Annotated in this window: 21 protein-coding genes; 12 read left to right on the forward strand and 9 right to left on the reverse strand. The window is 39.8% G+C overall.

Annotation, left to right across the window (positions count from 1 at the left end; genetic code table 11):
* Positions 1-108: 108 nt before the first annotated feature.
* Together AQ505_RS20660 and AQ505_RS20665 are read left to right on the forward strand one after the other, a co-directional pair.
* Positions 109-2,403 carry a glycosyltransferase family 4 protein gene (locus AQ505_RS20660; protein ID WP_062549926.1) on the forward strand — a complete coding sequence of 765 codons (2,295 nt, stop codon included), beginning with the start codon at positions 109-111 and terminating at the stop codon, positions 2,401-2,403.
* A gap of 2 nt (positions 2,404-2,405) precedes the next feature.
* A complete protein-coding gene (locus tag AQ505_RS20665; protein ID WP_062549927.1) occupies positions 2,406-3,413 on the forward strand; it encodes a glycosyltransferase family 4 protein in 1,008 nt (335 codons plus the stop codon).
* Here AQ505_RS20665 and AQ505_RS20670 read toward each other — a convergent pair.
* Positions 3,406-5,001, reverse strand: a complete 1,596-nt coding sequence (locus tag AQ505_RS20670; RefSeq protein ID WP_231634950.1) for a glycoside hydrolase family 130 protein — start codon at positions 4,999-5,001, stop codon at positions 3,406-3,408. The genes AQ505_RS20665 and AQ505_RS20670 overlap by 8 nt on opposite strands.
* A 432-nt stretch (positions 5,002-5,433) precedes the next feature.
* Here AQ505_RS20670 and AQ505_RS20675 point away from each other — a divergent pair, with 432 nt between their 5' ends.
* Together AQ505_RS20675 and AQ505_RS20680 are read left to right on the forward strand one after the other, a co-directional pair.
* Positions 5,434-6,075: an outer membrane beta-barrel protein gene (locus tag AQ505_RS20675; protein ID WP_062549928.1), complete on the forward strand. Its 642-nt coding sequence runs from the start codon at positions 5,434-5,436 to the stop codon at positions 6,073-6,075.
* Between the two features lie 171 nt (positions 6,076-6,246).
* Positions 6,247-7,350: a C1 family peptidase gene (locus AQ505_RS20680; protein WP_062549929.1), complete on the forward strand. Its 1,104-nt coding sequence runs from the start codon at positions 6,247-6,249 to the stop codon at positions 7,348-7,350.
* A 368-nt stretch (positions 7,351-7,718) separates the two neighbouring features.
* Here AQ505_RS20680 and AQ505_RS20690 read toward each other — a convergent pair whose 3' ends face one another.
* Entirely contained in the window at positions 7,719-10,217 is a 2,499-nt protein-coding gene (locus tag AQ505_RS20690; RefSeq protein ID WP_062549931.1) for a S9 family peptidase, read from the reverse strand.
* A gap of 248 nt (positions 10,218-10,465) precedes the next feature.
* On the opposite strand from AQ505_RS20690, the gene AQ505_RS20695 reads away from it, so the two are divergent.
* Together AQ505_RS20695 and AQ505_RS20700 are read left to right on the forward strand one after the other, a co-directional pair.
* Entirely contained in the window at positions 10,466-11,353 is an 888-nt protein-coding gene (locus AQ505_RS20695) for a polysaccharide deacetylase family protein (protein ID WP_062549932.1), read from the forward strand.
* A gap of 2 nt (positions 11,354-11,355) precedes the next feature.
* A complete protein-coding gene (locus tag AQ505_RS20700; protein WP_335337971.1) occupies positions 11,356-12,228 on the forward strand; it encodes a polysaccharide deacetylase family protein in 873 nt (290 codons plus the stop codon).
* Positions 12,229-12,441: 213 nt separating this feature from the next.
* Here the strand turns inward: AQ505_RS20700 and AQ505_RS20705 are convergent, their stop codons facing one another.
* The 3 genes from AQ505_RS20705 to AQ505_RS20715 are packed head-to-tail and all read right to left on the reverse strand — an operon-like array spanning position 12,442 to position 14,135.
* The gene (locus AQ505_RS20705) at positions 12,442-12,912 is read right to left on the reverse strand and encodes a hypothetical protein (protein WP_062549933.1); all 471 of its coding nucleotides are present in this window, start codon (positions 12,910-12,912) and stop codon (positions 12,442-12,444) included.
* Positions 12,897-13,475 (reverse strand): nitroreductase family protein, encoded by a 579-nt coding sequence (locus AQ505_RS20710; RefSeq protein ID WP_062549934.1) that lies wholly within the window; start codon positions 13,473-13,475, stop codon positions 12,897-12,899. Before AQ505_RS20710 ends, AQ505_RS20705 begins: the two co-directional genes overlap by 16 nt.
* A 60-nt stretch (positions 13,476-13,535) precedes the next feature.
* The gene (locus AQ505_RS20715) at positions 13,536-14,135 is read right to left on the reverse strand and encodes a hypothetical protein (RefSeq protein ID WP_157262497.1); all 600 of its coding nucleotides are present in this window, start codon (positions 14,133-14,135) and stop codon (positions 13,536-13,538) included.
* A 92-nt stretch (positions 14,136-14,227) separates the two neighbouring features.
* Here AQ505_RS20715 and AQ505_RS20720 point away from each other — a divergent pair, with 92 nt between their 5' ends.
* Positions 14,228-15,850, forward strand: a complete 1,623-nt coding sequence (locus AQ505_RS20720) for an ABC-F family ATP-binding cassette domain-containing protein (RefSeq protein ID WP_062549936.1) — start codon at positions 14,228-14,230, stop codon at positions 15,848-15,850.
* A gap of 187 nt (positions 15,851-16,037) precedes the next feature.
* Here the strand turns inward: AQ505_RS20720 and AQ505_RS20725 are convergent, their stop codons facing one another.
* Positions 16,038-16,673: a hypothetical protein gene (locus AQ505_RS20725; RefSeq protein ID WP_062549937.1), complete on the reverse strand. Its 636-nt coding sequence runs from the start codon at positions 16,671-16,673 to the stop codon at positions 16,038-16,040.
* 148 nt (positions 16,674-16,821) lie between these two features.
* Between AQ505_RS20725 and AQ505_RS20730 the strand changes: the two genes are divergently transcribed.
* The 5 genes from AQ505_RS20730 (at position 16,822) to AQ505_RS20750 (ending at position 20,231) form a co-directional block, all read left to right on the forward strand.
* Complete coding sequence (locus AQ505_RS20730; protein ID WP_062549938.1) at positions 16,822-17,223, forward strand: MerC domain-containing protein; 402 nt, start codon at positions 16,822-16,824, stop codon at positions 17,221-17,223.
* A 216-nt stretch (positions 17,224-17,439) separates the two neighbouring features.
* On the forward strand, positions 17,440-18,069 hold the full coding sequence (locus AQ505_RS20735) for an ABC transporter ATP-binding protein (protein ID WP_062549939.1): 630 nt from the start codon (positions 17,440-17,442) through the stop codon (positions 18,067-18,069).
* Positions 18,066-19,340 carry an ABC transporter permease gene (locus tag AQ505_RS20740; protein WP_062549940.1) on the forward strand — a complete coding sequence of 425 codons (1,275 nt, stop codon included), beginning with the start codon at positions 18,066-18,068 and terminating at the stop codon, positions 19,338-19,340. Before AQ505_RS20735 ends, AQ505_RS20740 begins: the two co-directional genes overlap by 4 nt.
* A gap of 16 nt (positions 19,341-19,356) precedes the next feature.
* On the forward strand, positions 19,357-19,794 hold the full coding sequence (locus AQ505_RS20745) for a hypothetical protein (RefSeq protein ID WP_062549941.1): 438 nt from the start codon (positions 19,357-19,359) through the stop codon (positions 19,792-19,794).
* A 2-nt stretch (positions 19,795-19,796) separates the two neighbouring features.
* Complete coding sequence (locus AQ505_RS20750) at positions 19,797-20,231, forward strand: Fur family transcriptional regulator (RefSeq protein WP_062549942.1); 435 nt, start codon at positions 19,797-19,799, stop codon at positions 20,229-20,231.
* 101 nt (positions 20,232-20,332) lie between these two features.
* Here the strand turns inward: AQ505_RS20750 and AQ505_RS20755 are convergent, their stop codons facing one another.
* From AQ505_RS20755 to AQ505_RS20765, 3 genes are read right to left on the reverse strand one after another with little or no spacing between them, the layout of a single operon-like run.
* The gene (locus AQ505_RS20755; protein ID WP_062549943.1) at positions 20,333-21,403 is read right to left on the reverse strand and encodes a dipeptidase; all 1,071 of its coding nucleotides are present in this window, start codon (positions 21,401-21,403) and stop codon (positions 20,333-20,335) included.
* A 12-nt stretch (positions 21,404-21,415) separates the two neighbouring features.
* A complete protein-coding gene (locus tag AQ505_RS20760) occupies positions 21,416-21,883 on the reverse strand; it encodes a RidA family protein (protein WP_062549944.1) in 468 nt (155 codons plus the stop codon).
* 33 nt (positions 21,884-21,916) lie between these two features.
* Positions 21,917-23,449: a SusD/RagB family nutrient-binding outer membrane lipoprotein gene (locus AQ505_RS20765; protein ID WP_062549945.1), complete on the reverse strand. Its 1,533-nt coding sequence runs from the start codon at positions 23,447-23,449 to the stop codon at positions 21,917-21,919.
* Between the last annotated feature and the right edge of the window lie 7 nt (positions 23,450-23,456).

A 23,456-nucleotide genomic window follows, 5' to 3' on the forward strand; every position in this document is an offset into this window, starting at 1 on the left:
TTAAGCCCAAAGGTATAAAAAACAATCCCCTTTCATATATGTTGTTAGCAATGAGATCTCCGCATCTGCATGAACCCCTATTATTGAAGCTAAAAAACGCATATTATTATGAAAATCGCTTATATTTCTTCTTATCCACCACGAGAATGTGGCATCGCTACGTTTAACCATAATTTACTTCGGGCAATTGGATCTGATAAGGTTGCTGTATCAGACGACAGTTTCGTAGTGGCCATGAATGATTCAGAGCACTTAGACGAGTATGAGTACCCTAAAGAAGTGAAATATGTCATCCGCCAGGAAAATCAAAAAGATTATATCAGGGCAGCAGATTATATCAATACGAGTCTGGCTGACGCCTGTATTCTGGAACATGAGTTTGGAATTTATGGTGGAGAAAGTGGGATTTATATCCTTCCTTTAATTGCCAGGTTACAAAAACCACTAATCACGATTTTCCATACTATTTTAAAGGATCCGAATTACCTGCAGCTAACGATCATCAGAGAGATTGCAAAACACTCTTCCAGAGTAGTCGTGATGAGCCATCGTGCAGTAGGCTTCCTGACCGGAATTTATGGGATTCCTTTTTCAAAAATACAGCTTATTGAGCATGGTGTTCCAGATCTGGAAGCAAAAATTGAAAATCCAGTAAAACAATCCCTGGCTTTTAAAAATAACAAAGTACTGTTTACCTTCGGGCTGATCAGTAGAAATAAAGGATTGGAAACAGTGATTGAGGCTTTGCCTAAAATCGTAGCACAAAATCCAGATGTGATGTATGTGATCCTCGGGACTACCCACCCAGGAGTCATTAAGAACTCCGGGGAAGAATATCGCGACAGCTTAAAAAAGCTGGCAAAAAAATTGAATGTATCAGACAACCTGACTTTTATCAACAAATTTGTTTCGGAGGAAGAGTTGTTTGATTACCTGACTGCAGCAGATATGTACATCACACCTTATTTAAATGAGGCGCAAATTACCAGCGGTACTTTATCTTATGCAGTTGGCGCCGGTGCAGCAGTAATTTCTACCCCCTATTGGCATGCGCAAGAATTACTTGCTGACAATAGAGGTCGATTATTCGATTTCAGAGATAGCGACGGACTGGCTAACATCGTAAATGAATTGTTTAAAGAGAAAGATAAACTAGAACAATTACGTTCTAATGCTTATGAATATGGTTTGCATTTACGCTGGCCAAGTACCGGACAAGTATTTATTGATGTATTAGACGAAGCCGTTTCTAAATATCTTTCCGAAAAAGAAAAAGGTGGTAAACAAATTATAGATCCTGACATGATGCCTGCATTTAGTCTGGCGCATGTGCAGCGCTTAACAGATGACACCGGAATTGTGCAGCATGCAAAATATGGCATCCCAAATCTTAAAGAAGGTTATTGTTTGGACGACAATTCCAGAGCATTGATTCTGGCCATCCTGGCTTATCAGCAAAATAAAAGTAAAGCTGCATTGGAATTGCTGCCCATCTATTTGAGCTTCATCCAATACATGCAATGCGACGACGGGAATTTCAGAAACTTCCTCAGCTTTAAGCGCGAATACCTGGATGAAGTGGGCTCTGAAGACTCTTTTGGACGTACGGTATGGGCATTAGGCTACCTGATCAGTAATGCACCCAACAATTCATACCGGGAATTTGGTAAAGATTTATTCTTAAAATCTGCCCCTCATTTCAGCAAGCTGACCCATTTAAGAGGAATCGCCAACACAATAATTGGCCTAGAAAAATACCTGGAAGCGCATCCTTATGACGGCCATATCAAAGAGCAGATGAACATGCTGATTGTGCCTTTAAAAGCAGCTTACCAGACCCATCGCAATGATAAATGGCATTGGTTTGAAGAAAAAATGACGTACGACAATGGCATTCTTCCACTCGCTTTACTTTGCCATTATCAGGTGACCAAAGACGAAGAATCTTTAAGCATGGCATTGGAAAGCATGGCATTCCTATCTAAACACACCATTTCTGATGGTTATTTGAATCCAGTAGGCAATGATGGCTGGCTATTTAAAGAAGGCGGTCAAATGGCACTTTACGATCAGCAAGCCATTGAAACTATGGCTATGGTATTGATGTATTTCAAAGCTTATGAAATCACCTTAGACCTTGGGTATATCAAGCAAATGTACTTGTGTTACCAATGGTTTTTAGGCGAAAACAGCTTAAAACTTCCATTGTATGACCATGAGACTAAAGGTTGCGGCGATGGTTTACAGCCGCATGGTGTCAATAGAAATCAAGGTGCAGAAAGTACATTGGCCTATTGGATTTCACACTTAATTGTACTTCAGGCATTGGAATCAGAGTATGAATATATTCAAAGCGGCGAATTATTTGGCATTCAAAAAGAAGAGAACAAGCGTTTAATATAAGTATGAAAATCGCAGTATTAGCGCCCGTAGCCTGGAGAACTCCTCCAAGGCACTACGGGCCCTGGGAGCAGATGGCTTCAAATTTAACAGAAGGGCTGGTTAAATTCGGTTTGGAAGTCACCTTATTTGCAACCGGCGATTCGCTGACTTCAGGAAAACTGGATGCCGTAATCGGAGCAGGATATGAAGAAAATAGAGATCAGGATGCAAAAGTTGTAGAATGTCTGCATATCAGCAACCTGATGGAAAAGGCTGGATCATTTGATTTGATCCACAACCATTATGACTTTCTACCATTAACGTATACTGGTTTGATAGAGACGCCTATGATCACTACCATCCATGGCTTTTCTTCAGAAAAGATCATTCCTGTGTATCAAAAATACAATTCAAGGGGGCATTATGTGTCGATTAGTGATGCGGACCGGCATCCTGCTCTTGAATACCTTAAAACAGTTTACAATGGCATAGACCCTGCAGGTTTTGAGTTTAATGCAGTTCCTGAGGATTATCTTTTATTTTTTGGGAGGATTCATCCGGATAAAGGAACTGCTGAAGCGATACAGATTGCCATTCAGAGTAGCAAAAAGTTAATTATTGCAGGCATTATCCAGGATCAGGGTTATTTCAATTCCCACGTTGCCCCCTTTCTAAACGGAGCTATTGAATTTGTAGGTGCTGCTGGCCCTGAACAAAGAAATCAATTATTGAAACAGGCTTCTGCCTTGTTACATCCAATAAACTTTGAAGAACCCTTTGGCTTGAGTGTTGCGGAAGCAATGATTTGCGGAACACCAGTGATCGCTTTTAACAGAGGATCTATGTCTGAGCTCATCAAAGATCAGGAAACTGGTTTTTTAGTAACTGATGTGGAAGGAGCTGTAGATGCAGTTCATAAATTGGCTAGTATCCATAGGAAAAACTGCAGGGATTGGGCATTGAGTCAATTTTCGCAAGAAAAAATGGTAAAGGACTATATCAGCCTTTACCATCATATTTTAGCTACTTAGTTTTTTTTGGAATTTCCTTGTTTTGTTCTATAGCAGTTGGTGTAGCTATGAGTAATTCAGCCTCAGTTTTTTCCATCAACAGTTCGGTTTCCTCTTCTTCGCTTTTTTCCCCAGCTTTGATTAGACATTCAGAACTTCTCAAACGTGCTAAAACCAAGTCTATTTTAACGGAAGCGAATGAAGAACAATAATCGGACAAGCCATAAGGAATGATCAATTCACCATTGTGAATGATCGATCCACAAGAATAAAGCACATTGGGCACATAGCCCTCCCGCTCATCTGTATTTGGGATGACAAGGGGCTCGTTTAGTCGGCCGATTTCTATTGAAGGGTCTTCCAGATCAAACAAACTTGCACCTAAGCAATATCTGCGCATTGGCCCTACCCCATGCGTGATCACCAGCCAGCCATCCTCGGTCTCAATAGGGGAACCGCAATTTCCAATCTGTATGAATTCCCAAGGGAACTTTGGCGACTGCAGTTTCACTGGATTGTCCCAAACCGTTAACTTATCGGAATACATCAGGTAATTGTTCCAACCATCGATTCTGGACATCATTACATATTTCCCATTGATCTTTCTTGGAAACAATGCCAGATTTTTGTTCTGAGCTCCAATACCATGTAATGGGCTAACTTTAAAATCGTAGAAATCTGTGGTCTGAAGCAGCTTAGGCATGATCATCGCACCATCAAAAGCAGTATAAGTGGCATAATAGATGACCGATCCATCAGCTTTCACAAAGCGTACAAATCGTGCATCTTCAATTCCTTTCCTTTCAAATTCGGAGATTGGGAAGATCACACGGTCTGAAATATCGGTATCCCTGGAGAAACTAATTTCGTGATAGGTATCAGAAAGCCATAGAATCTTATCATATTCCAATTTTCTCAGGTCATCTTCCTGAAGGCTTTTAGTGTCCAGTATGATTCTCCTTAAGGTCGCATAATCGAATTTATCTTCTAGCTTATGACCTAGCTCATCCAAAATCTCAATATCAATCTTGGAATCCGCAGCTTTCTTAAGGAATAGTTTCTTGTTATAAACGGCATTTTTAATCACCTCTGCTTCGTCAATATAGCTTCCAGCAGGGATAACCGTAATATTATTGTCTTTATCGATCAGAGCCCTTCTAAAAACGACTGAGGAGATGTGTCCCTCTCCCACTGCTCTAAAACTGATGATGACTCTTTTTTCGCCTTCCACTAGTTCCGATTGATCTGGATCTTCTACAATAGAAGGATTGAAGAAGGCTGCTGACTCGATAGAATATTCATGTGTAAAATAAGAACCGATCAATAAACGTTGGTATTTATCCAGCGATTCAGGATCATGGCCCGCTTCTTTAATGGCATTGACTACCTTTTTGCAATGCCTGGTCAGGATTTTTGTAATGTTCCTATGCCTTTTCGAGTATTCTTGCAGCAATGGAGAGATGATGCCAAATACTTCCTGCTCAGAAAGTGCCAATACATGTTTGATCACTTCTACTGCCCGCTCTTCACCATTAAAGAAAAAACGTGCAATCACGCGTTTAGGATCGGGATATACTTTAACCGGTTTTCGTTCTACAGATAATCTCATGTGTTATTAACGTTTTATAGGGGTAAAAAGGTTTATGAAATTATACATTTTTTAAAATAAATACTGCGGTGTGCAGAATTATTCTTGAATTCCTCGAGAAATAGTGGGTACCAAAGTCTGACGTGAACCGGCTTTTTGTCAGACTTTGTACAAAAAGGCATACAAATAAACCTGACAATCCTACAAAAATAGTCAGGACGAAGGGTCTATTATCAGACCCTAAAATGACAATACTCAGGGCTTTGTCACCGGAAAATAATAATGAATTAATCGCATAAAACCTATTTGATTATCAATTAAGTACTTACAAAAAACAGGGCTCTCTGGCACGGCAAGAAAGATGTGCTTTGGCATAAGTGTTGACTATAGTACGTAAATGGTCAGAAATAACAAAAGTATTAACGACCAGATTAATCATTAAAAAACAAGAAAATGAAAAAATTAGTATTATCATTAGTTGCAGTTTCTGCATTTGCTTTCAGCACTCAAGCACAAACTGAAAAAGGAAAAATTATTGTAGGTGGTAATGTTGCATTCGATACTCAAAAAAGTGATGCTGCTGGTGCAAAATCAAACAGCAATTTTCAAATCGTACCAAGTGTAGGTTACTTTGTTTCTGATAACATCGCAATCGGTACTGGTATCGGATATGGTTATAGCAAAACAAATGGCACTGCAGGTGCTGACAACACTACGGCACAATTTGGTAATAAAAACACTTCATTTGTCGTAAATCCTTTCGGACGTTACTATGCAAACTTATCTGAGTCTTTTAAATTCTTCGGACAATTATCAGTTCCAATGGCATTCGGTAAAGACAAAGCAGTAGATGCAGCAGGTAACACAGGCGCAAAAACTGGCACTACTACTGAAATCGGTGTAGCTTTATCTCCAGGTTTTGCTTTCTATCCTACTAAGAAAATCGGTATTGAATTCGCATTAAATGGATTAAACTACAATACACTTCGTAAAGAAGGTGTGAATGATGAAAAATTAAAAGGTCAAGGTTATGATGAGTTTAGCTTCGGTGCAAACTTCTTCTCTCCAAAAATCGGTGTACAGTTCCATTTCTAAGCACTCTACTTAATTTAGTTTTTTATAAAGGCCCGGGGAAATTCTCCGGGCCTTTATAGTTTACACAGATTTACAGTTCACAAAGCTTTCTACTTTTACGGCTGTTTATTTTATTGATTTTCGTTAATTTAGCTCTTGATTTAGCGCCTAACTAACCTAACATTATTATACATGAAAAAAATATTTCTAATTGCCTGCAGTATTGGCTTCAGCTTTTCCCTGTATGCGCAGGAAGCCCCTTTAAAAAAGATTAAAGACAATGCGGCAACATCCGTGAAAAACCAGGGTCAGTCTGGTACTTGCTGGAACTACTCTACCACTTCCCTTATAGAATCTGAAGAAATGCGGAAGGGATTGGGCGAATTTAACCTTTCAGAGATGTTTCCCGCTAGAAATATCTATATCGAGAAAGCAAAAAATTACGTACTTCGTCAGGGGAAAGCGCAATTTGGAGAAGGTGGCTTAGGTCATGACCTGATCCGGGCAATTTCCCTGTATGGTGCCATGCCACAAGAAGCTTTTCAAGGTGTCAGCGGAGAAATCCCAGACCATAGCGGACTGGAATTAGCGCTTAAAAGCTATCTGGATACGGTATTAACAAAGCGCCCAATTGCAAACAACTGGCTTATAGGTTACGAGGAAATTTTAGATAAAAAATTGGGTACTCCACCTGCAAATTTTGATTATAAAGGAAAAAATTACACGCCAAAAACCTTTGCGAAAGAGGTGTTAAAGTTTGATGCCAGCGACTATGTAAATATTTCTTCTTTCACACACCATCCGTATTATTCTTCTTTTGTACTAGAAGCTCCGGATAATTTTGCCAATGGTTCTTTTTACAACTTACCACTGGAGGAGATGGTAAACCTGACAAAAACTGCCGTTAAAAACGGATATACCGTGATGTGGGATGCCGATGTGAGCAGCAAAAACTTCCAGCAGAAAAAGGGTTACGCGATGTTGTTTGCTGATGATGCAGATGTAAAAGCGGAAAAGTTAAACCCTAATGCAAAAGAAAAAGCATATTCCCCGGAATTACGTCAGAAATTGTACGAGGATTTGACCACACAGGATGATCATTTGATGCATTTGGTTGGCTTAGATCAAGCTACTGATGGCAAGTACTTTTTTAAAGTGAAAAACTCCTGGGGTGATGTAGGCCCATTCAAAGGATATATTGAGGTGTCTGAACCTTATTTTGCGATTAACACGGTGAGTTTGGTAGTGCCAAAAGCAGCACTTTCTTCAGAATTGAAAAAGAAATTAGGGATCTAATTCCGAAAAATATAAGCCTGTGCGCTTTAACTGCAGAAAATCTTGAATGATGAGATTAACATAGTTAAAGTACACAGGCTTTTTTTATGGTTCTCAAAACACAATGATGCATATTTACATCAATACACAATTAAATCAATACACCTTGATATCTATATATCAAAAAACAATCCTCAATTAGACCTTAAAACTACCCAGAACATTCTTCACAATGTAGAAGCAGCTTATGAAATAAACTACCTAAATCACAGCTTATTTTTAGCAGCAGCTAATTTTGAACATAAAAAAGCCCGGACTTTTTGAGTACCTGCAAACCTCTCCTTTAAAGATTTGAGTACGAAAAGAACCCGGGCTTTTAAAAATTAGAACTATTTCTTCGGCTCCAACTCCATACCAGTTACATCAACCTCGCCTGTCTGCGAAAAATCGCCAATCAGGTATTTATTGAAATGATCTGCCAGTTTCCAAAACGTATATTCTGTTAGGTCGCCAAAACCATGACGCTGACCAGGAACGATCACAAATTCGAATCTTTTCCCAGCTCTCATCAGCGCGTTTGCTACTCTAATTGTATTAGCAGGGTGAACATTGTTATCAATATCACCAGTCATCAACATCAAGTGACCTTTCAGGTTTTTAGCAAGATCAGGATTCTTATCAATACTATATTTGAAAGTCGTGTCGCCTTTAGCAGAAATCACTTCTTTCACACCATGGTGTTTCTCACTCCACCAACGGTTATAAATGCTGTTATCATGGTTACCGGCATTAGATACTGCTGCTTTAAAGAAGTCAGGATAAACCAACATCGCGGCTGTAGACATAAATCCACCACCAGAGTGGCCGGTGATTCCTACTTTAGTGGCATCAATAAACTTGTTTTTATCAGCCAATTGCTCTACTGCGGCTTTTTTGTCAGCCAATCCATAATCACGCAGGTTGCCATAACCGTAGGTATGATACCATTTAGAACGGGCAGGATTTCCACCTCTGTTCCCAACCGTGATCACGATATAGCCAAATTGTGCCAATCGCTCTGTTCTATCCATGCTTTTGCTGAAAGCTTTGTTTACAGCTTCTGTTTGAGGACCTGGATATACATACTCGATAATTGGATATTTTTTGTTTTGATCGAAATCAAACGGTTTATACATCACGCCATAAATATCTGTAATTCCATCGTCGGCTTTCACTTTAAAAGGCTCAGGGAATTTGTACCCAGTGGCCATTAGCAGGGATAAATCTGTGGTTTCAAGATTCATGACTACCCTTCCGTTATTGTCCATCACCACTGCTTTAGGCGCTGTGTTCACTCTAGAGAAATTGTCTACAAAGAACTTCGCTTCGTCATTCATGCTGATGGCATGATCGAAATCACCTTGATTTAACAGTTTCATACCTGAACCATCAAAGTTGATGCGGTACAAGTGCAGGTAATAAGGATCTTCTTTGCTTTCTTTGCCGTTGGCAGTGAAATAAAGCACCCTGTTTTTCTGGTCTACATTTACGATTTCTTCGCAATGGAAAGCACCTTTAGTGATTTGATTTTTCAGTTTACCGGCAGCATCGAACAAGTAAAAATGTCCCCATCCGTCACGTTCCGACCAATGAATCATTTCTTTCCCATCATTTACTAATCCCGGACGGTTTAACTCCAAATAAGTATTGAAACGTTCTTCAATTAATGGGGTAACTGTGCCAGTTTGAATATCTACCGCACACACATCCACACGCTTCAGGTCTCTGCTGGTACGTCCAAAATAAATTTTATTATTTGTACCTAACCAGATCGATGGTCTGAATTCATTGTCCCTATCCTTATTCAAATTAGGCGCTGACCATACCGATAAATTCTGGTCTTTAAACGATGCTGTGTTCAGCTTTTTATAAGTTTTGGCTGTGAAGTTGAACAATAGCATCTCGTCGATAGGTGCTTCTGCTTCACCGGGCATCTGGTATTTATAAGTTTCAAGAGTAGGCCTTCCAGGAGCAACATTATTGATCACCCAAAGGTCTTTTACTTTACGGCTATCAGATCTGTTCAACACAAAGTGTTTTGCATCCGGCGACCATAATACGTAGGCTCTTCTTCTTTTTTTATTGTTCTTTTCGTTCTCTTCATTGTTCTCACCATCGCCATTGCTGCCGTAAGAATAGAACTTCTGACCATCTTTTGTCAGCTGGTTTTCTACGATTGTACTGTCTTCCTCGTTCTTAACCGCTTTTTTGTAGTTTTCTTTATCCATCCAGTACAGGTTGTAATTTCTGGTAAAGATGATGGCAGAAGAATCCGGAGCTACTGCGCCCCAGGTTGGCTTCGCCTTTGGCTTGGTGTAATTAGGTACTTCGGTCAGCTTTGTTGTTGCCATTACATAGTTGAAAAAGAAAATCTTCTTCTGCAGGGAATCTGCTGCTTTTTTATCTTTTCTATCCTTCTTTAACTCGTCAATCGTACTTTTTACTTCAAAAGTAATTGCCTTCTCATCAGCTGAGAACTTCAGGTTTTCCAATGGCAGGTGTTGCGCATCAAAAGGATCACGCATGATCGTGGTGATTTCTGCGGCCAATTTAGCGTTGTCAAAAATCTTCTTTTTTGTTTTCGCAGATGGATCTACCAAATACCATTCTTTACCCGATGGTGTTTCATATTCATACCAGAATCGGTTGCTCAGCTTTAACCAATGTGGATCTACTGCTGTAGAATAAACCAGTTTTTTAAGCTTAGCAGGTGAAAATCTTGCTGCCAACTGGTAATTGGCCTTCGGAGCAGGAATGGTAGACTCTGTAATGGTAAAAGTTTTGGTTTGCGCCATCGCACCATAACTCATAACAAATGAGAGTAAAAGAGGGGTATAAAGTTTCTTCATTAGTGGTTTTAAATAAACCGTCTAAATTATTGATTAAAGGCGGTAAGAATGAGCTCTATTTTGTAATAAATGCGATAGATTTTGAATCTTTTTGAAAGATTCGATCAAAGTTTTATGAGCGAAGAGGGCCTTTCCATTACATCTAGCCGCTGTGCCAACAGTTTTGCAGTAGTGATTGGTATTCCCGCATTGCAAATATTATGAGTAAATCAGGATTGATTTTTTAGTTTTGTATGAAATACTTATTTATGAAACATACCTTCCTCCCTATTCTAGCAGCTGCAGTCCTATTTACTGCAGCTTGCCAGTCAAAATCCCAGACCAGTGCTGCTGGCGACCACAAAAAAGACTCTTTAACTACGGCTACTGCAGATGGCGCTGCAGCAGCGGATCAAAGTCCGACGCCAACTACAGACATCTCCAAAATCAAGGTTGCTGATGCTAAAACCATTCTTGCACGTAAGCAAGTGCCGATTTTATGTTACCATCAAGTACGCGACTGGAGAGAAAAAGACTCAAAAGCAGCTAAAGATTATATCATTCCTATCGCAACTTTTAAAGATCACATGAAAATGCTGGCAGATAGTGGTTACCATACTATCCTTCCTGATCAACTATATGATTACTTAAATAACGGCACTGCATTGCCAAGTAAGCCAATCATGCTGACTTTTGATGATACCGACCTGGATCAGTTTACCATTGCAGCTCCAGAAATGAAAAAATATGGTTTCAAAGGCGTGTTCTTCGTGATGACGGTTTCCCTTGGAAGACCAAATTACATGAGTAGAGACCAGGTGAAACAACTTTCCGATATGGGCCATGTGATTGGTTCTCATACCTGGGATCACCACAATGTGAAAAAATACCAAGGTCAGGATTGGGTAACACAAATTGAAAAACCTACCAAAACGTTGGAAGAAATCACAGGAAAAAAGATTCAACACTTCGCTTATCCTTTTGGATTGTGGAACCCAGAAGCAATTCCAGAGCTTAAGAAAAGAGGCATGAAATCTGCTTACATTCTTGCCACTAAACGTGATGAAAATGATCCTTTGTATACCATCAGAAGAATTATTGCCAGCGGTTACTGGACTTCTAAAACGTTAAGCAATAGCATCAAAAACAGCTTCTAAGAATGAACATGAGAAATATATTGTTCACACTGACCGGATTTTCGGTCTTGTTTTTTTCTTCTTGTGTGGAGAATAGTAAAGCTGAAAAAGAGGGCGCTACTTTAACTGGAACTAATCCTACTGGGGCCGCTTCTTCTTCCGACACTTCCGTTGTGAGAACGAAAAAAAAAGCAACCGCAGCAGAAATATTGGAAAAAAAAGAAGTACCAGTACTTTGTTACCATCAGATTAGAGATTGGAAAGCTAGTGATTCGAAACGTGCACATGATGATATTATCCCACCAGCAAATTTTAGTCAGCACATGAAGATGCTGGCCGATAGTGGCTACCATACCATTTTGCCTGATGAGTTGTACGATTACCTGAATTATGGAAAAAAGCTTCCTGAAAAGCCGATTATGATCACTTTTGACGACACCGACCTTGATCAATATACAGTAGGCGCTAAAGAGCTGAAAAAGCATGGCTTTAAAGGTGTTTTCTTTATCATGACCGTATCCATCGGCAGACCGAGGTATATGAGCAAAGCGCAGATTAAGGAACTTTCAGATGATGGCCATGTGATTGCCAGTCATACCTGGAACCATAAAAATTTCGCAGAGTTTACAGATGAGGATTGGGAAATTCAAATTGATAAGCCAACGAAAACTTTGGAAACGATAACTGGGAAAAAAGTGGAGTATTTTGCCTACCCTTACGGAGTTTCTAAAGCGGCAAACTTACATAAGTTACAAGAACACGGATTTAAAGCCGCTTTTATCTTATCGACAAAGAGAGATTCTGAATATCCTTTGTTTACGATTCGCAGGATTATTGATCCAGGAACTTATACTGCTAAAAATTTATACAATAGCATCAATAAAAGCTTTAAATAACAGAGTTTACTGGATTTTTAAATAAAAATAGAGGTATGCAAATAATGCATACCTCTATTTTTGTATAGGGGCATTTCAATGCATTAACCCATTGGAACTCATTTAATCGATTGGACGAATTCGTGCAGTCCATATTGGAAAAGCTGCGCCTTGTTTATTGAAATCATCAAAATATGTTTCATCAGTCATAATTTCTAAATAATATCGGAATAACTAAATGATTTGTTTAATGATATAATTCTTGCCATTAAAATCAAAAGATGCACCCTTTTCTTTTCCAATCAACAAGTTACCAATTGGAGAAGCTGCTGAAATTGCAAAAATAATTTCGTTCTCTAATTTTAATTGTCCGGCACTGATGCTGATATAAAATACGCCTTCAGAAGTGTGCACTAAATTTCCATTTCTTACTTTATCATTTAAGGGCATGTCTTTAATGGAATTAAGCAAAATCAGATTTTGCTGTGCATCCATCAACAGTCTTTTGTTCCTGCTGATATCTTGCTGCATCATTTCTCGTGTAGTTTCAAATTTATCGCCTGCACTACTCTTGGTATCGTCATTACTCGCTTCACGTGCCTGTTCCAAAGCCGTCTCAGCAGTATGAATTCTTTGTTCTATAAAGTTCAAACAGAGCTGGTATAATTTTTCTTTAATATCTTCCATAATTACGACTCTACCCATTTCACTTTATCTGCAATTGGACTTCTTTTTGCAGTTTTAGGCGCTTCATTATGGTAGCCCATGTAGAAAAGACCAAAGCATTTTTCATTCTTTTCCAAATTCAGAAAACTACTAAGTTGATCAATCGTACCAGGAGAACTCCAATAAGCCCCAATATTTAACGCCTCAGCAGTGAGTGCCATATTTTGCACAGCACAGGCCAGAGCTGCTAGTTCTTCCCATTCAGGTATTTTATCCGAATGTAAAGCCGCATTTAAGGTGATGATACAATTTGCTTGCGCTGCTTTTTCCAAAATGCTATCGTATTTCTTTTGGAGGAACTGATGCTCCGGAATTGTTTCTTTGTATAATCTTGCCAACTCTTCGCCAAGTTTCATTTTACCTTCGTTTCTGAATACAGTGAAACGCCATGGTTCTGTCAGTTTATGAGTAGGTGCATAGTTTGCGCTTTCCAGCACCTGCTTGATCAATGCGACTGGAATCTCCTGTGTGGTGTAACTAATTGGGAAAACACTTCGGCGACGCTGAATAATATTGGTTAATATATCTATTTCTTTTTCCATGAATCTTTGATGTGATATAACTATTGGCAAAAATAACAATATCAGCTCCCCTTTTGTTAGCTAAAGCTGATTGTTTTCCGACTTGATCTTTTTAAGCTGTTTTTTTACCTGTTTTGCCCTTCCAAAGAAAGCGATGCTTTCCAGATCTTCTAAATGAGCAATGGTTTCCAGTAATTCGTCTTTAACCCAGGGATATCTAGGCGCAAGATTCGCTAAGGCTTGCATGGCATGAACTTTTGCAGCTACTAATACCTTTTCATCAATCAGCCAATCGAACATTAAGCCGATGAGCGGTTCAAAATCTATCTTTTCTAGTTGCCCGGGATGTAAACCTTTTGCCTGCTTCCCAGTAAGAAAGGCGAGGATCTTACCATAATGCCGCATCGGCCCGGGCTGCCTTTGGTTTCGAAAACGGCTGAGGAAATCTTCCAGGTGATCTCCAATGCAATAGTAATTGAAGAAGATATGTTCGAGCAGCCATGCTGCCCTGAAAGCCAATTCTTTCCTGGAATGAAAGGTCAAATCAATCACATCTTTAACTGTGAAATCATTTTCAGTATCACGGTACAAATTCCGGTTTTCAGCAATTTCTGAGATTACCTTTACCATTTTAGCCTCCATAGAGGCCCCTAATCGGGTTGTTAATTCATCCTTCGTCACTATATTCAAATTAAATTACTCAAAACTAATCAATCCCCCATTCAAATCATTTTATAAATTATGACTACCTTTGCGGCTTATTTTTCAGCAATATGATTTCAGTATCTAACTTATCCCTCCGTTACGGAAAACGTACCTTATTTGAAGATGTGAACCTAAAATTCACTCATGGCAACTGCTATGGTGTAATTGGGGCAAACGGCGCAGGTAAATCTACATTTCTTAAAATTCTTTCAGGAGAAGTAAACCAAACTTCGGGTAGTGTGGCTTTTACTCCAGGCGAACGCATGGCAGTTTTAAAGCAAAATCACTATGAGTTTGATGAATTTTCAGTGATTGAAACAGTAATGATGGGTCACAAGGAATTGTACGACATCATGAAGGAAAAAGATGCCATCTATATGAAGGAAGATTTTACCGATAAAGATGGTGAGCGTGCTGGTGAGTTGGAAAACAGGTTTGCAGAAATGGACGGCTGGAATATGGAAAGCAATGCTGCTACTATGTTGAGCAACTTAGGAATTAAAGAAGAACACCACTATAAACTTTTAAAAGAGCTGGATGGTACTCAAAAAGTACGTGTATTATTGGCACAGGCTTTATTTGGTAACCCGGATGTTTTACTACTGGATGAGCCTACCAACGATTTGGACATTGAAACTATCGCCTGGTTAGAGAACTTCCTTGCGGATTACCAAACTATCGTATTGGTGGTATCTCACGATAGGCACTTTTTAGATGCGGTATGTACACATATCGTTGATATTGATTTCAGCAAAATGAGCATTTACTCAGGTAACTATACCTTCTGGTATGAGTCTAGCCAACTTGCGTTGAAACAACGTGGTGATCAAAATAAGAAACTGGAAGAAAAGGTTAAAGAACTTCAGGAGTTTATTCAGCGCTTTAGTGCGAATGCTTCGAAATCTAAACAAGCTACTTCTCGCAAGAAAGCTTTAGATAAAATAGATATTTCAGAAATTAAAGCTTCCAGCAGAAAATACCCTGCGATTTTATTCAATAATTTAGGTAGAGAAGCTGGTGATCAAATTCTGCAGGTGGAAAATCTTTCATGCACTTTAAATGGAGATGTGATGTTTAAAAACATCAGCTTTATGGTGAATAAAGGAGATAAAGTAGCTATTCTTTCTCAAAACAGTTTAGCGACTACTGCATTTTATAATGTGCTGACGGGTCGTGAGCAAAACTACACCGGTGAATTTAAGTTTGGTATCACCATCAGTATGGCAGATATCCCTAATGATAACACGCCTTACTTCGAAGGAAAAGACGAAAATCTGGTAGACTGGTTACGTGAGTATTCAGGTACAGAAATGGACGAGCAATTTGTAAGAAGTTTCTTAGGTAGAATGCTGTTTTCTGGTGAAGAGGTTTTGAAAAATGTGAAAGTATTGTCAGGTGGTGAGAAAATGCGTTGTATGTTCTCTCAAATGATGTTAAAACATGCGAACTTGTTATTATTGGATGAGCCTACGAATCACTTGGATTTAGAGTCGATTACCGCATTAAATAATGGATTAAAGGATTTCAGGGGTACCGCTTTGTTTACTTCACGAGATCATGCTTTAACAGAATCGGTAGCAACAAGAATTATCGAATTGACGCCTAAAGGTACAATTGATAAAATGATGACTTACGACGATTATATTACAAGCGAAGAAGTTGCTCAACTAAGAGCTGAAATGTATAAATAATTCCAAAGGGGGCCTCATAGCCCCCTTTTTTATGGACGTCTGATTAAACATTGGTCTCGATAAAGTTTTTGAGTAAGCGATACAGATTTCACTGCAATAAGCATAAGTATTTTGGAGCAATATAATAACCCGTTCATAAAGGTGCCGCCGGAAAATCAGCTAATTAACCGGGGCCCCTTATTTTTAATTAGTGGTTATGACCATCCGCTTCAACAGGATGCAGCTCAAATTTCAAGTCCAGTTCGTTCGCTCCGGAAAACTTAAGCGCAAAACCGGGTTCGTTCCAGTCTGCAGCAGTAATTCCAGCCTTTACACCTGAATTCAAATGGCGCAGTACATAACGAAATGTAAATCCTGCCGATGCCTCATCTACGGTTAGATATCCAGTTACCCCAACATTTATTTTCTTATTGTCTTTGTCGCGATCTGCATAAGCATAAGTTAAAACTCCTGCTGGAGCTCCCAAAATAAAGGCCTGATGCAGCTCCTGCTGGTCTAAAAAGGCTTGCTGCAATTCCTTGCCGGCAGCATCAAATGACCGTAAACTCAATTTATAGGTTTTTCCTTCCTGTAAATGGGCATGCGTCCCTGTCGGAGGCAATCCTTTACCATCAAATGTGATCACCAAAGGCTTTGCAGCAGTTATGGTATTGTAATGAAAATGATCTCCATGTGCTTCCCGCTCTACTTCTAAAAAAGTAAGTTCTGATTTTCCGGTCTCCTCTTCCGGTGATTCAGGTTGAGCATCTTTTTTACAGGCGTTAAAAGTTAACGCAATCAGCGCGACTAAAATGGCTAGGGAATACTGACGTAATTTGTTCATGGTTGTTTTTGTTAAGTATTAAAATTTGTAAGCTATTGATGTTCCTGGCCAGGTTTCTCATCTTATTGCAATCATGTTGCAAATATATCTCAATAAATTACAAATGCAACTATATTGCTTTTATATTTGTAACCTTAATATTTATACCATGATCAAAGCCCCTAACAAAAAAACATTATTGAACTCTGCCCGCTTAGACCAGTTTGGCATCACCGCCTCTGTCGCCTGCGCCATTCATTGTGCCGCCCTCCCTTTTCTCATCACTTTATTGCCGCTCTGGGGTTTGAGTTTCCTTGCCCATCCATGGGTCGAGTTCAGTATGATTGGCTTATCGCTTTTGATTGGCACCTGGTCTCTGGCACATTCCTATCCTAAGCACAAAAGAATCATTCCTATTCTGGTATTAATTATTGGATTTATGCTGATCGGAACCGGACATTACATTTTCCATTTTTTAGAAGCGCTATTGATTCCTTTAGGGGGGTTCAGTATCGCACTCGCACACTTTCTCAATTGGAAATACACGCGAAACTGTACACATCAATCCTAACCTGCACGCAGTAGCAAAGACTTTACAACCAAAGCACTTGCAATCTTATGGCATTTACTACTTTTGTAACTACACAAAAATGAATAGAAAACTAATATTCGGTGTATTTTTGCTCTTTGTGAGTATGATCAATCCTGGCTGCAATCACCCGCATCCAGATGCAAAACAGCTCTACTTAAAGTATTTAAAAAGTCGCGTAATAAATACCAAACATTTATGATCTCTTTAAAATCTGTAGCTCATCAATATACCCCTCAGCAAGACATTCGTTTTGAGGATTGGCAAATTGACGCCGGATCCCAATGGCTGCTTCTTGGAGCATCAGGAAGTGGCAAATCAACCTTACTTCACATCCTGACAGGAATTTTAAAACCTGCACAAGGTAATGTAACCATCAAAGGAACCTCCATCTATGACCTATCCGCCAAAGCACTGGATCAATTTAGAGGCCGGAACATCGGGATCATTTTTCAACGTCCACACTTGATTAAAAGCCTGAGTATATCCGAAAACTTAGTGATAGCGCAAAGTTTTGCAAATTTACCTACAGATCTGAAAAGAGTAAATGAGGTATTGGATGCTTTAGGCATTGCCGGTAAGAAGAATGCTTATCCAGATCAATTGAGTCAGGGACAACTGCAGCGAGTATCTATTGCGAGGGCAGTCATCAATAAACCCGCCTTACTGATTGCAGATGAGCCCACTTCCAGTCTTGACGATAAAAACGCCCAGATTGTATTGGAACTATTGATGCAGCAATCAGGTGCAAATCAGGCCACACTAATTGTGGCTACGCACGACAAAAGAGTAAAAGACGCGTTTAAACATACTTACGAACTATCATGAGCCCTATAAAGATCAGCTGGAAGAGCTTATGGTCTAAGCCGCTTTCTTCCGCATTAAACATGATGCTCATTGCCTTTGGCACTGGAATATTGACCATATTATTATTAGCATCCCATCAGATTTCACAAAAGCTGGACAACAACTCGAAAGATATTGACCTGGTAGTGGGGGCGAAAGGCAGTCCGCTGCAATTGATCCTGAGCAGCATTTATTACATTGATTTCCCTACCGGAAACATCCCGCTTAAAGCAGCAAAGGAATTGTCGCGCAGTCCTTTTGTGAAAAGAGCGGTACCACTTGCTTTGGGCGACAATTACAATGGAACCCGAATTGTGGGAACAGACAGTAATTTCGTAGCCTTATACCAATTGAAATTGAAAGATGGAAAGTTCTGGAACAATGATTTTGAAGCCACTGTAGGCGCTGGAGTCGCAAAAGAGCAGCAGCTAAAAGTTGGCGATACATTTTTCGGCGCGCATGGATTAAGCAGTACGAGTGATGTCCATAAAAGTCACCCGTATACGGTATCAGGAATTATGGAGTCTCAGGGAAATGTAACAGACAACCTCATTTTAACCAATATTGCCAGTGTATGGAAGATGCACGATGATCACGAAGATGACCATCAAAAAAAGGCAGCAGACAACCATGATGATCATCAGCATGATGTAACAAGCAAACAGGAAGACCACCAGCATGCTACTGCAAAGCAGGTAGATAATGATGAAGATAAAGAATTGACTTCTTTACTGATCCAATACCGTTCCCCTATGTCTGTAGCGATTTTCCCTAGAATGGTAAATGAAACTACAAATATGCAGGCGGCCTCTCCTGCACAGGAAAGTACCAGACTATTCTCTTTAATTGGGGTTGGTGTAGAAACACTGCAGTGGTTCGCCGTTTTAATCATGCTCATCGCAGCAATCAGCGTATTCGTAAACCTTTACAATTCGTTAAAAGAACGTCAATACGACCTGGCGATCATGCGTACACTAGGTGCCTCCAGAGGAAAGCTCTTCCTGATTGTCATCATAGAAGGAGTCATTCTTACCTTTGTGGGGACGATTATTGGGGTAGCACTAGGCCACTTTGCTTTACAATTTATTGGTAATTATCAGGAAAGTAATCAGGCCCGCCTTACAGGAATCATCTTCCTGAACGAGGAAATATATTTATTTGTTGCTGGCTTAGCGATTGGTATATTTGCGGCTATCATCCCTGCAATACAGGCTTACAAGTCCAATATTTCTAAAATATTGTCTAAAAATTAACACTAATACAAAAGAAATGAAACGATTCCTGCTCGCTATTTTACTCTTTACCGGATTTGCGGTAAAAGCCCAGCACAATCCTGATGATCAGATCCTGTCCGACAACTGGGATGTGGTAGGTGGTGTAGACTTTAAAATTGTTAAAGACTCAGAAATGTATGCGGTTTATTCGCCTGAAATTAAAAAACATGCCAATAAAACTTTTGAATTGGAAGGATATATCGTTCCAATTAAAGATGGTATGAAACAAACGAAGTTCATGCTTTCTACCTTGCCAATTAATCAATGTTTTTATTGCGGAAAAAATGGCGTTCCAATCATGGTGCTGGTAGAAATGACAGAACCAATTAAATTCACCTACAAAACAATTGTCGTAAAAGGCACGTTGAAATTAAATACAGGAAATGCAATGGACAACCCACCAATTTCCCTGATCAACGCAAAAACGATATAAGTATGAAACTAGATCCTGTAAATATTTTAAAAGAACACGACCTTAAACATACCAAACAAAGGGTACGTGTGCTGGAAGAAATTGCGCTGGATACGGTCGCAATCTCCCAGCCTGAGCTGGAAAAAAAACTAGGTAAAGAGATCGATCGCGTTACGCTGTATAGAATCCTCAATACCTACGAAGAAAAAGGAATCGTACACCGGATTATGGACATGAATGGCACTGCAAACTATGCATTATGCTCAGCTGCCTGCTCTGAAGACCACCATCATGATGAACATGTACATTTCAACTGTACCACTTGCGGTAAGATCTATTGCCTGGAAGTAACGGTGCCTAAAATTAAAATGCCAAATGGCTTTACTGCTAAAACAGTGAACACGACTGCTTATGGCACCTGCGAAAAATGTCACGCACTCATCCCCTTGTCCGCATAAAACAAGAGGCTTATCCAGCATAAAAAAACCGGAAACTTCTATTCTAAGCTTCCGGTTTTTTATTTTTATCTGTATTTGAATAGAAGTACAGCTTCAAGAAGCTAGGCCCAGGCTTTGTACAAAAAATTCAGCCAGTTCTTGTGAAAAATCAGTTCCAGGTCTGCTACAGTGTAGCCTTTATCCGCAAACATGGCGACCATCTTTTGCAAGTCGGAAATCGTATCCAGGTCAAAAGGCGATTGCTCTGTCCCAAAAGCACCATCCAAATCTGATCCGATACCAATATGTCTGGCATTACCTGCCAACTGGCAGATATGATCTGCATGCTCCACTACTTTTTCTAATCCACAGTTCATTCCCTTTGGTGTAGATACCCCTCTTTGCCAGTCAGGAACAATCATCCAGGCATCTAAAGCGCCGCCGATAACAGCTCCTCTATTGATCAATGCCAGAACCTGCTCATCGCTATATTGTCTGTTGTGGTTTACAAATGTCCGGCAATTGTTATGACTTGCCCAAACTGGGCCAGAGAAATAATCCAGTGCTTGCCAGAACGCATCATCACATAGATGTGTCGCATCCAGAATGAAGTTTAACCGCTCCATTTCCTTTAATAAATCCAAGCCCATTTGCCCCATCTTTCCGGTAGCATCGGTTCCATTTGCATATCTGCCAGGGCCATAGTGCGCAGGACCGATAGCTCTTAATCCATATTGATGGGCACGCTCCAGATAAGAGATGTCGACAATAGAATCTGCCCCCTCTAAGCTTAAAATATAACCGATCGCTTTCTGATCATTTGAAGTCCCATCGTTCCAGAGCTCATAATGGCTTTTCAATTGCTGCACATTCGTGATCTGAAACAGTTCACCCGCTTCTTCCATCGCTTTATACCAGGCCAGTTGTCCTTGAGTTTGCGCCCAGGCCTGTTCTGGCGAATTCCAGCCAGGAATTAAACTATCAGGTTTCACATATCTGGCAATCTGTGTCGCCACAACAATCCCAATATTTCCTTTCCTAAGTTCCGGAAATGAGACGGTAGACTTTTCACGGTCGGGTTTATCCTTCATCCCTTTTTCCAAAGTTCTGATCGTAGGGACTGGCAACCTCAAATCCCTGTTCCATTCCATGGCATTCATGCTAAGGTCCAGGTGGGCATCGATTATAAACATAGGTTCTAATGGTTAAAATAATTCAAAAACTGCTTCTACTTCTACCGGGATATTATCCGGCAAAGAGCCCATTCCTACTGCACTTCTTACGCCAATTCCGTTCTCCTGGCCCCAAACAGCCGCAAATAATTCACTGCAGCCATTGATGATGTAAGGATGTTTTTCAAAATCTGCAGAACAATTGACCATTCCCAAAACTTTGATTACTCTTTTTACTACATCAAGACTGCCAAAATTGGTTACAATGGTAGACAACATGGTCAAACCAACCTGGCGAGCAGCAAGCTTCCCTGCTTCAGGATCCATATCCTCACCAATCCTTCCTATAATCAGCGACTGATCTGGCTGTACTGGCCCGTGACCGGATAAATATAAATATTTACCATCTACCAAAAACGGTTTATAAATTCCCAACGGTTTTGGAGCGGGTGGTAATACGAGTTCTAATTTTAAAAATGCTTCTTGGGCTGATAAATTCATGGTAATTATGATATAATTTTTGTTAAAATTTGCTTATTTATCCCACCACACTCGGGTGGTCAAAGTGTTTGCTCCCTGTCGGGCAATCGCCTCCTGTACATTTTTTGTATTACTTGCACCTTCAGCATTTGGGTAGATCAACCTTCTTGGAATCGTTCCAGCAGTTACATTTCCAGGATAATTTACAGGAACCAACACCGGATAACCTGTTCTTCTCCAATTGGCAAATACTTCATATTCATCCAGGTATAAAGCCACCCAGATCTGGGTATTGATCTGCTCCAGCTGTTTCTCAAATGCCCCCCCTGTTTGATAGGAATGCGTCAGCCAATATTGGTTTTTCTTATCTGCAGCGATACTATAGTTCGAACCATAAATGCTGGCCTGATCAAATGATCCATTTACACCTTTTTCGTAAAACTCAGCAGCAGTACCCAATGTATTCCAGCCACGAAGCGCTGCTTCTGCCAGGTATAAATTAGTCTCGGCATTCCCTAATACCATCAATGGTGCATCTAATCTAAACACTGTACTTTGGTTAGGTTCCGAATACGTTCCCAGCTCATTTGCAGAGGGAGCTACACCTACCCCATTCGGAAAACCTTTTTGAATAGCAGGATTCAAATCTTGCGCTGTCCCGACCCATACACCAGCATAAACGCTCAATCTAGGATCATTGTTGCTTTTAAGGTAGTTGATAAATGTGGCGCTTAACTTCCCACCTTCAATATTATTCTTTCCAAATGAATTCGGAGAAAAGTCTCTGCTTCTGGATTCTCTTGCTACAGGATTACGGTTCAAATCTTGTGGACCATCAGTATATTTCATTGTAGCATTGTCTTCTTTATTTAAAATTACGCCACCGGAGATGGCCTTTTTTACCCAAATTTCTGAAAGTGCTGCATCCTTTTTGCTGACTCTTAATCCAAGTCTAAGCATCATGGAATAAGCAAACTTTTTCCATTTCAATACATCACCATTATAAATAAAATCGTTGCCACCATAAGAGGGCTTTGCAGCATCCAGTCCTTTAGCGGATTCGTCAAGTTCTTTCAATAAGTCCTTGTAAATTGATTCCTGAGTATCATATTTTGGGTTGAAATTTAAGTCAGTCAGCCCTTTTCCAGCTTCGCTATAAGGAACATCACCATATAAATCAGTGATTCTATGGTAAATATAGACCCTCCAGATACGTGCGATATTCAATTTATTAACATCGGCAGGGTTCGCTTTTACTGCTCTGATCACTTCCTCAATTTCATTGACTGCAACGGGATAACCATCTGTAAAATAGGGCGCCTGGTAAAAATCATTGGCAAAATACTTATCTCCAACTCCGGAAACCTCTTTATAAGTGGCATAATGCTGGATAAAACCACCTAAATTTAATACGGCGGTCAGGTAATAACTGTTACTCATCGCACTCAACTGGGACTTTGAAAACAAAAAAGCAGGTGTTGGTGTGGATAAAGAATTTGGGTTATCATTCAAAGTACCAAAATCTTTCTTGCATCCTGCGATCGTTAAGATCAACAGGGTAGCTATATAGTATATATATTTTTTCATTGCGCTG

The organism is Pedobacter sp. PACM 27299 (assembly GCF_001412655.1).
Taxonomy (GTDB): Bacteria; Bacteroidota; Bacteroidia; order Sphingobacteriales; family Sphingobacteriaceae; genus Pedobacter.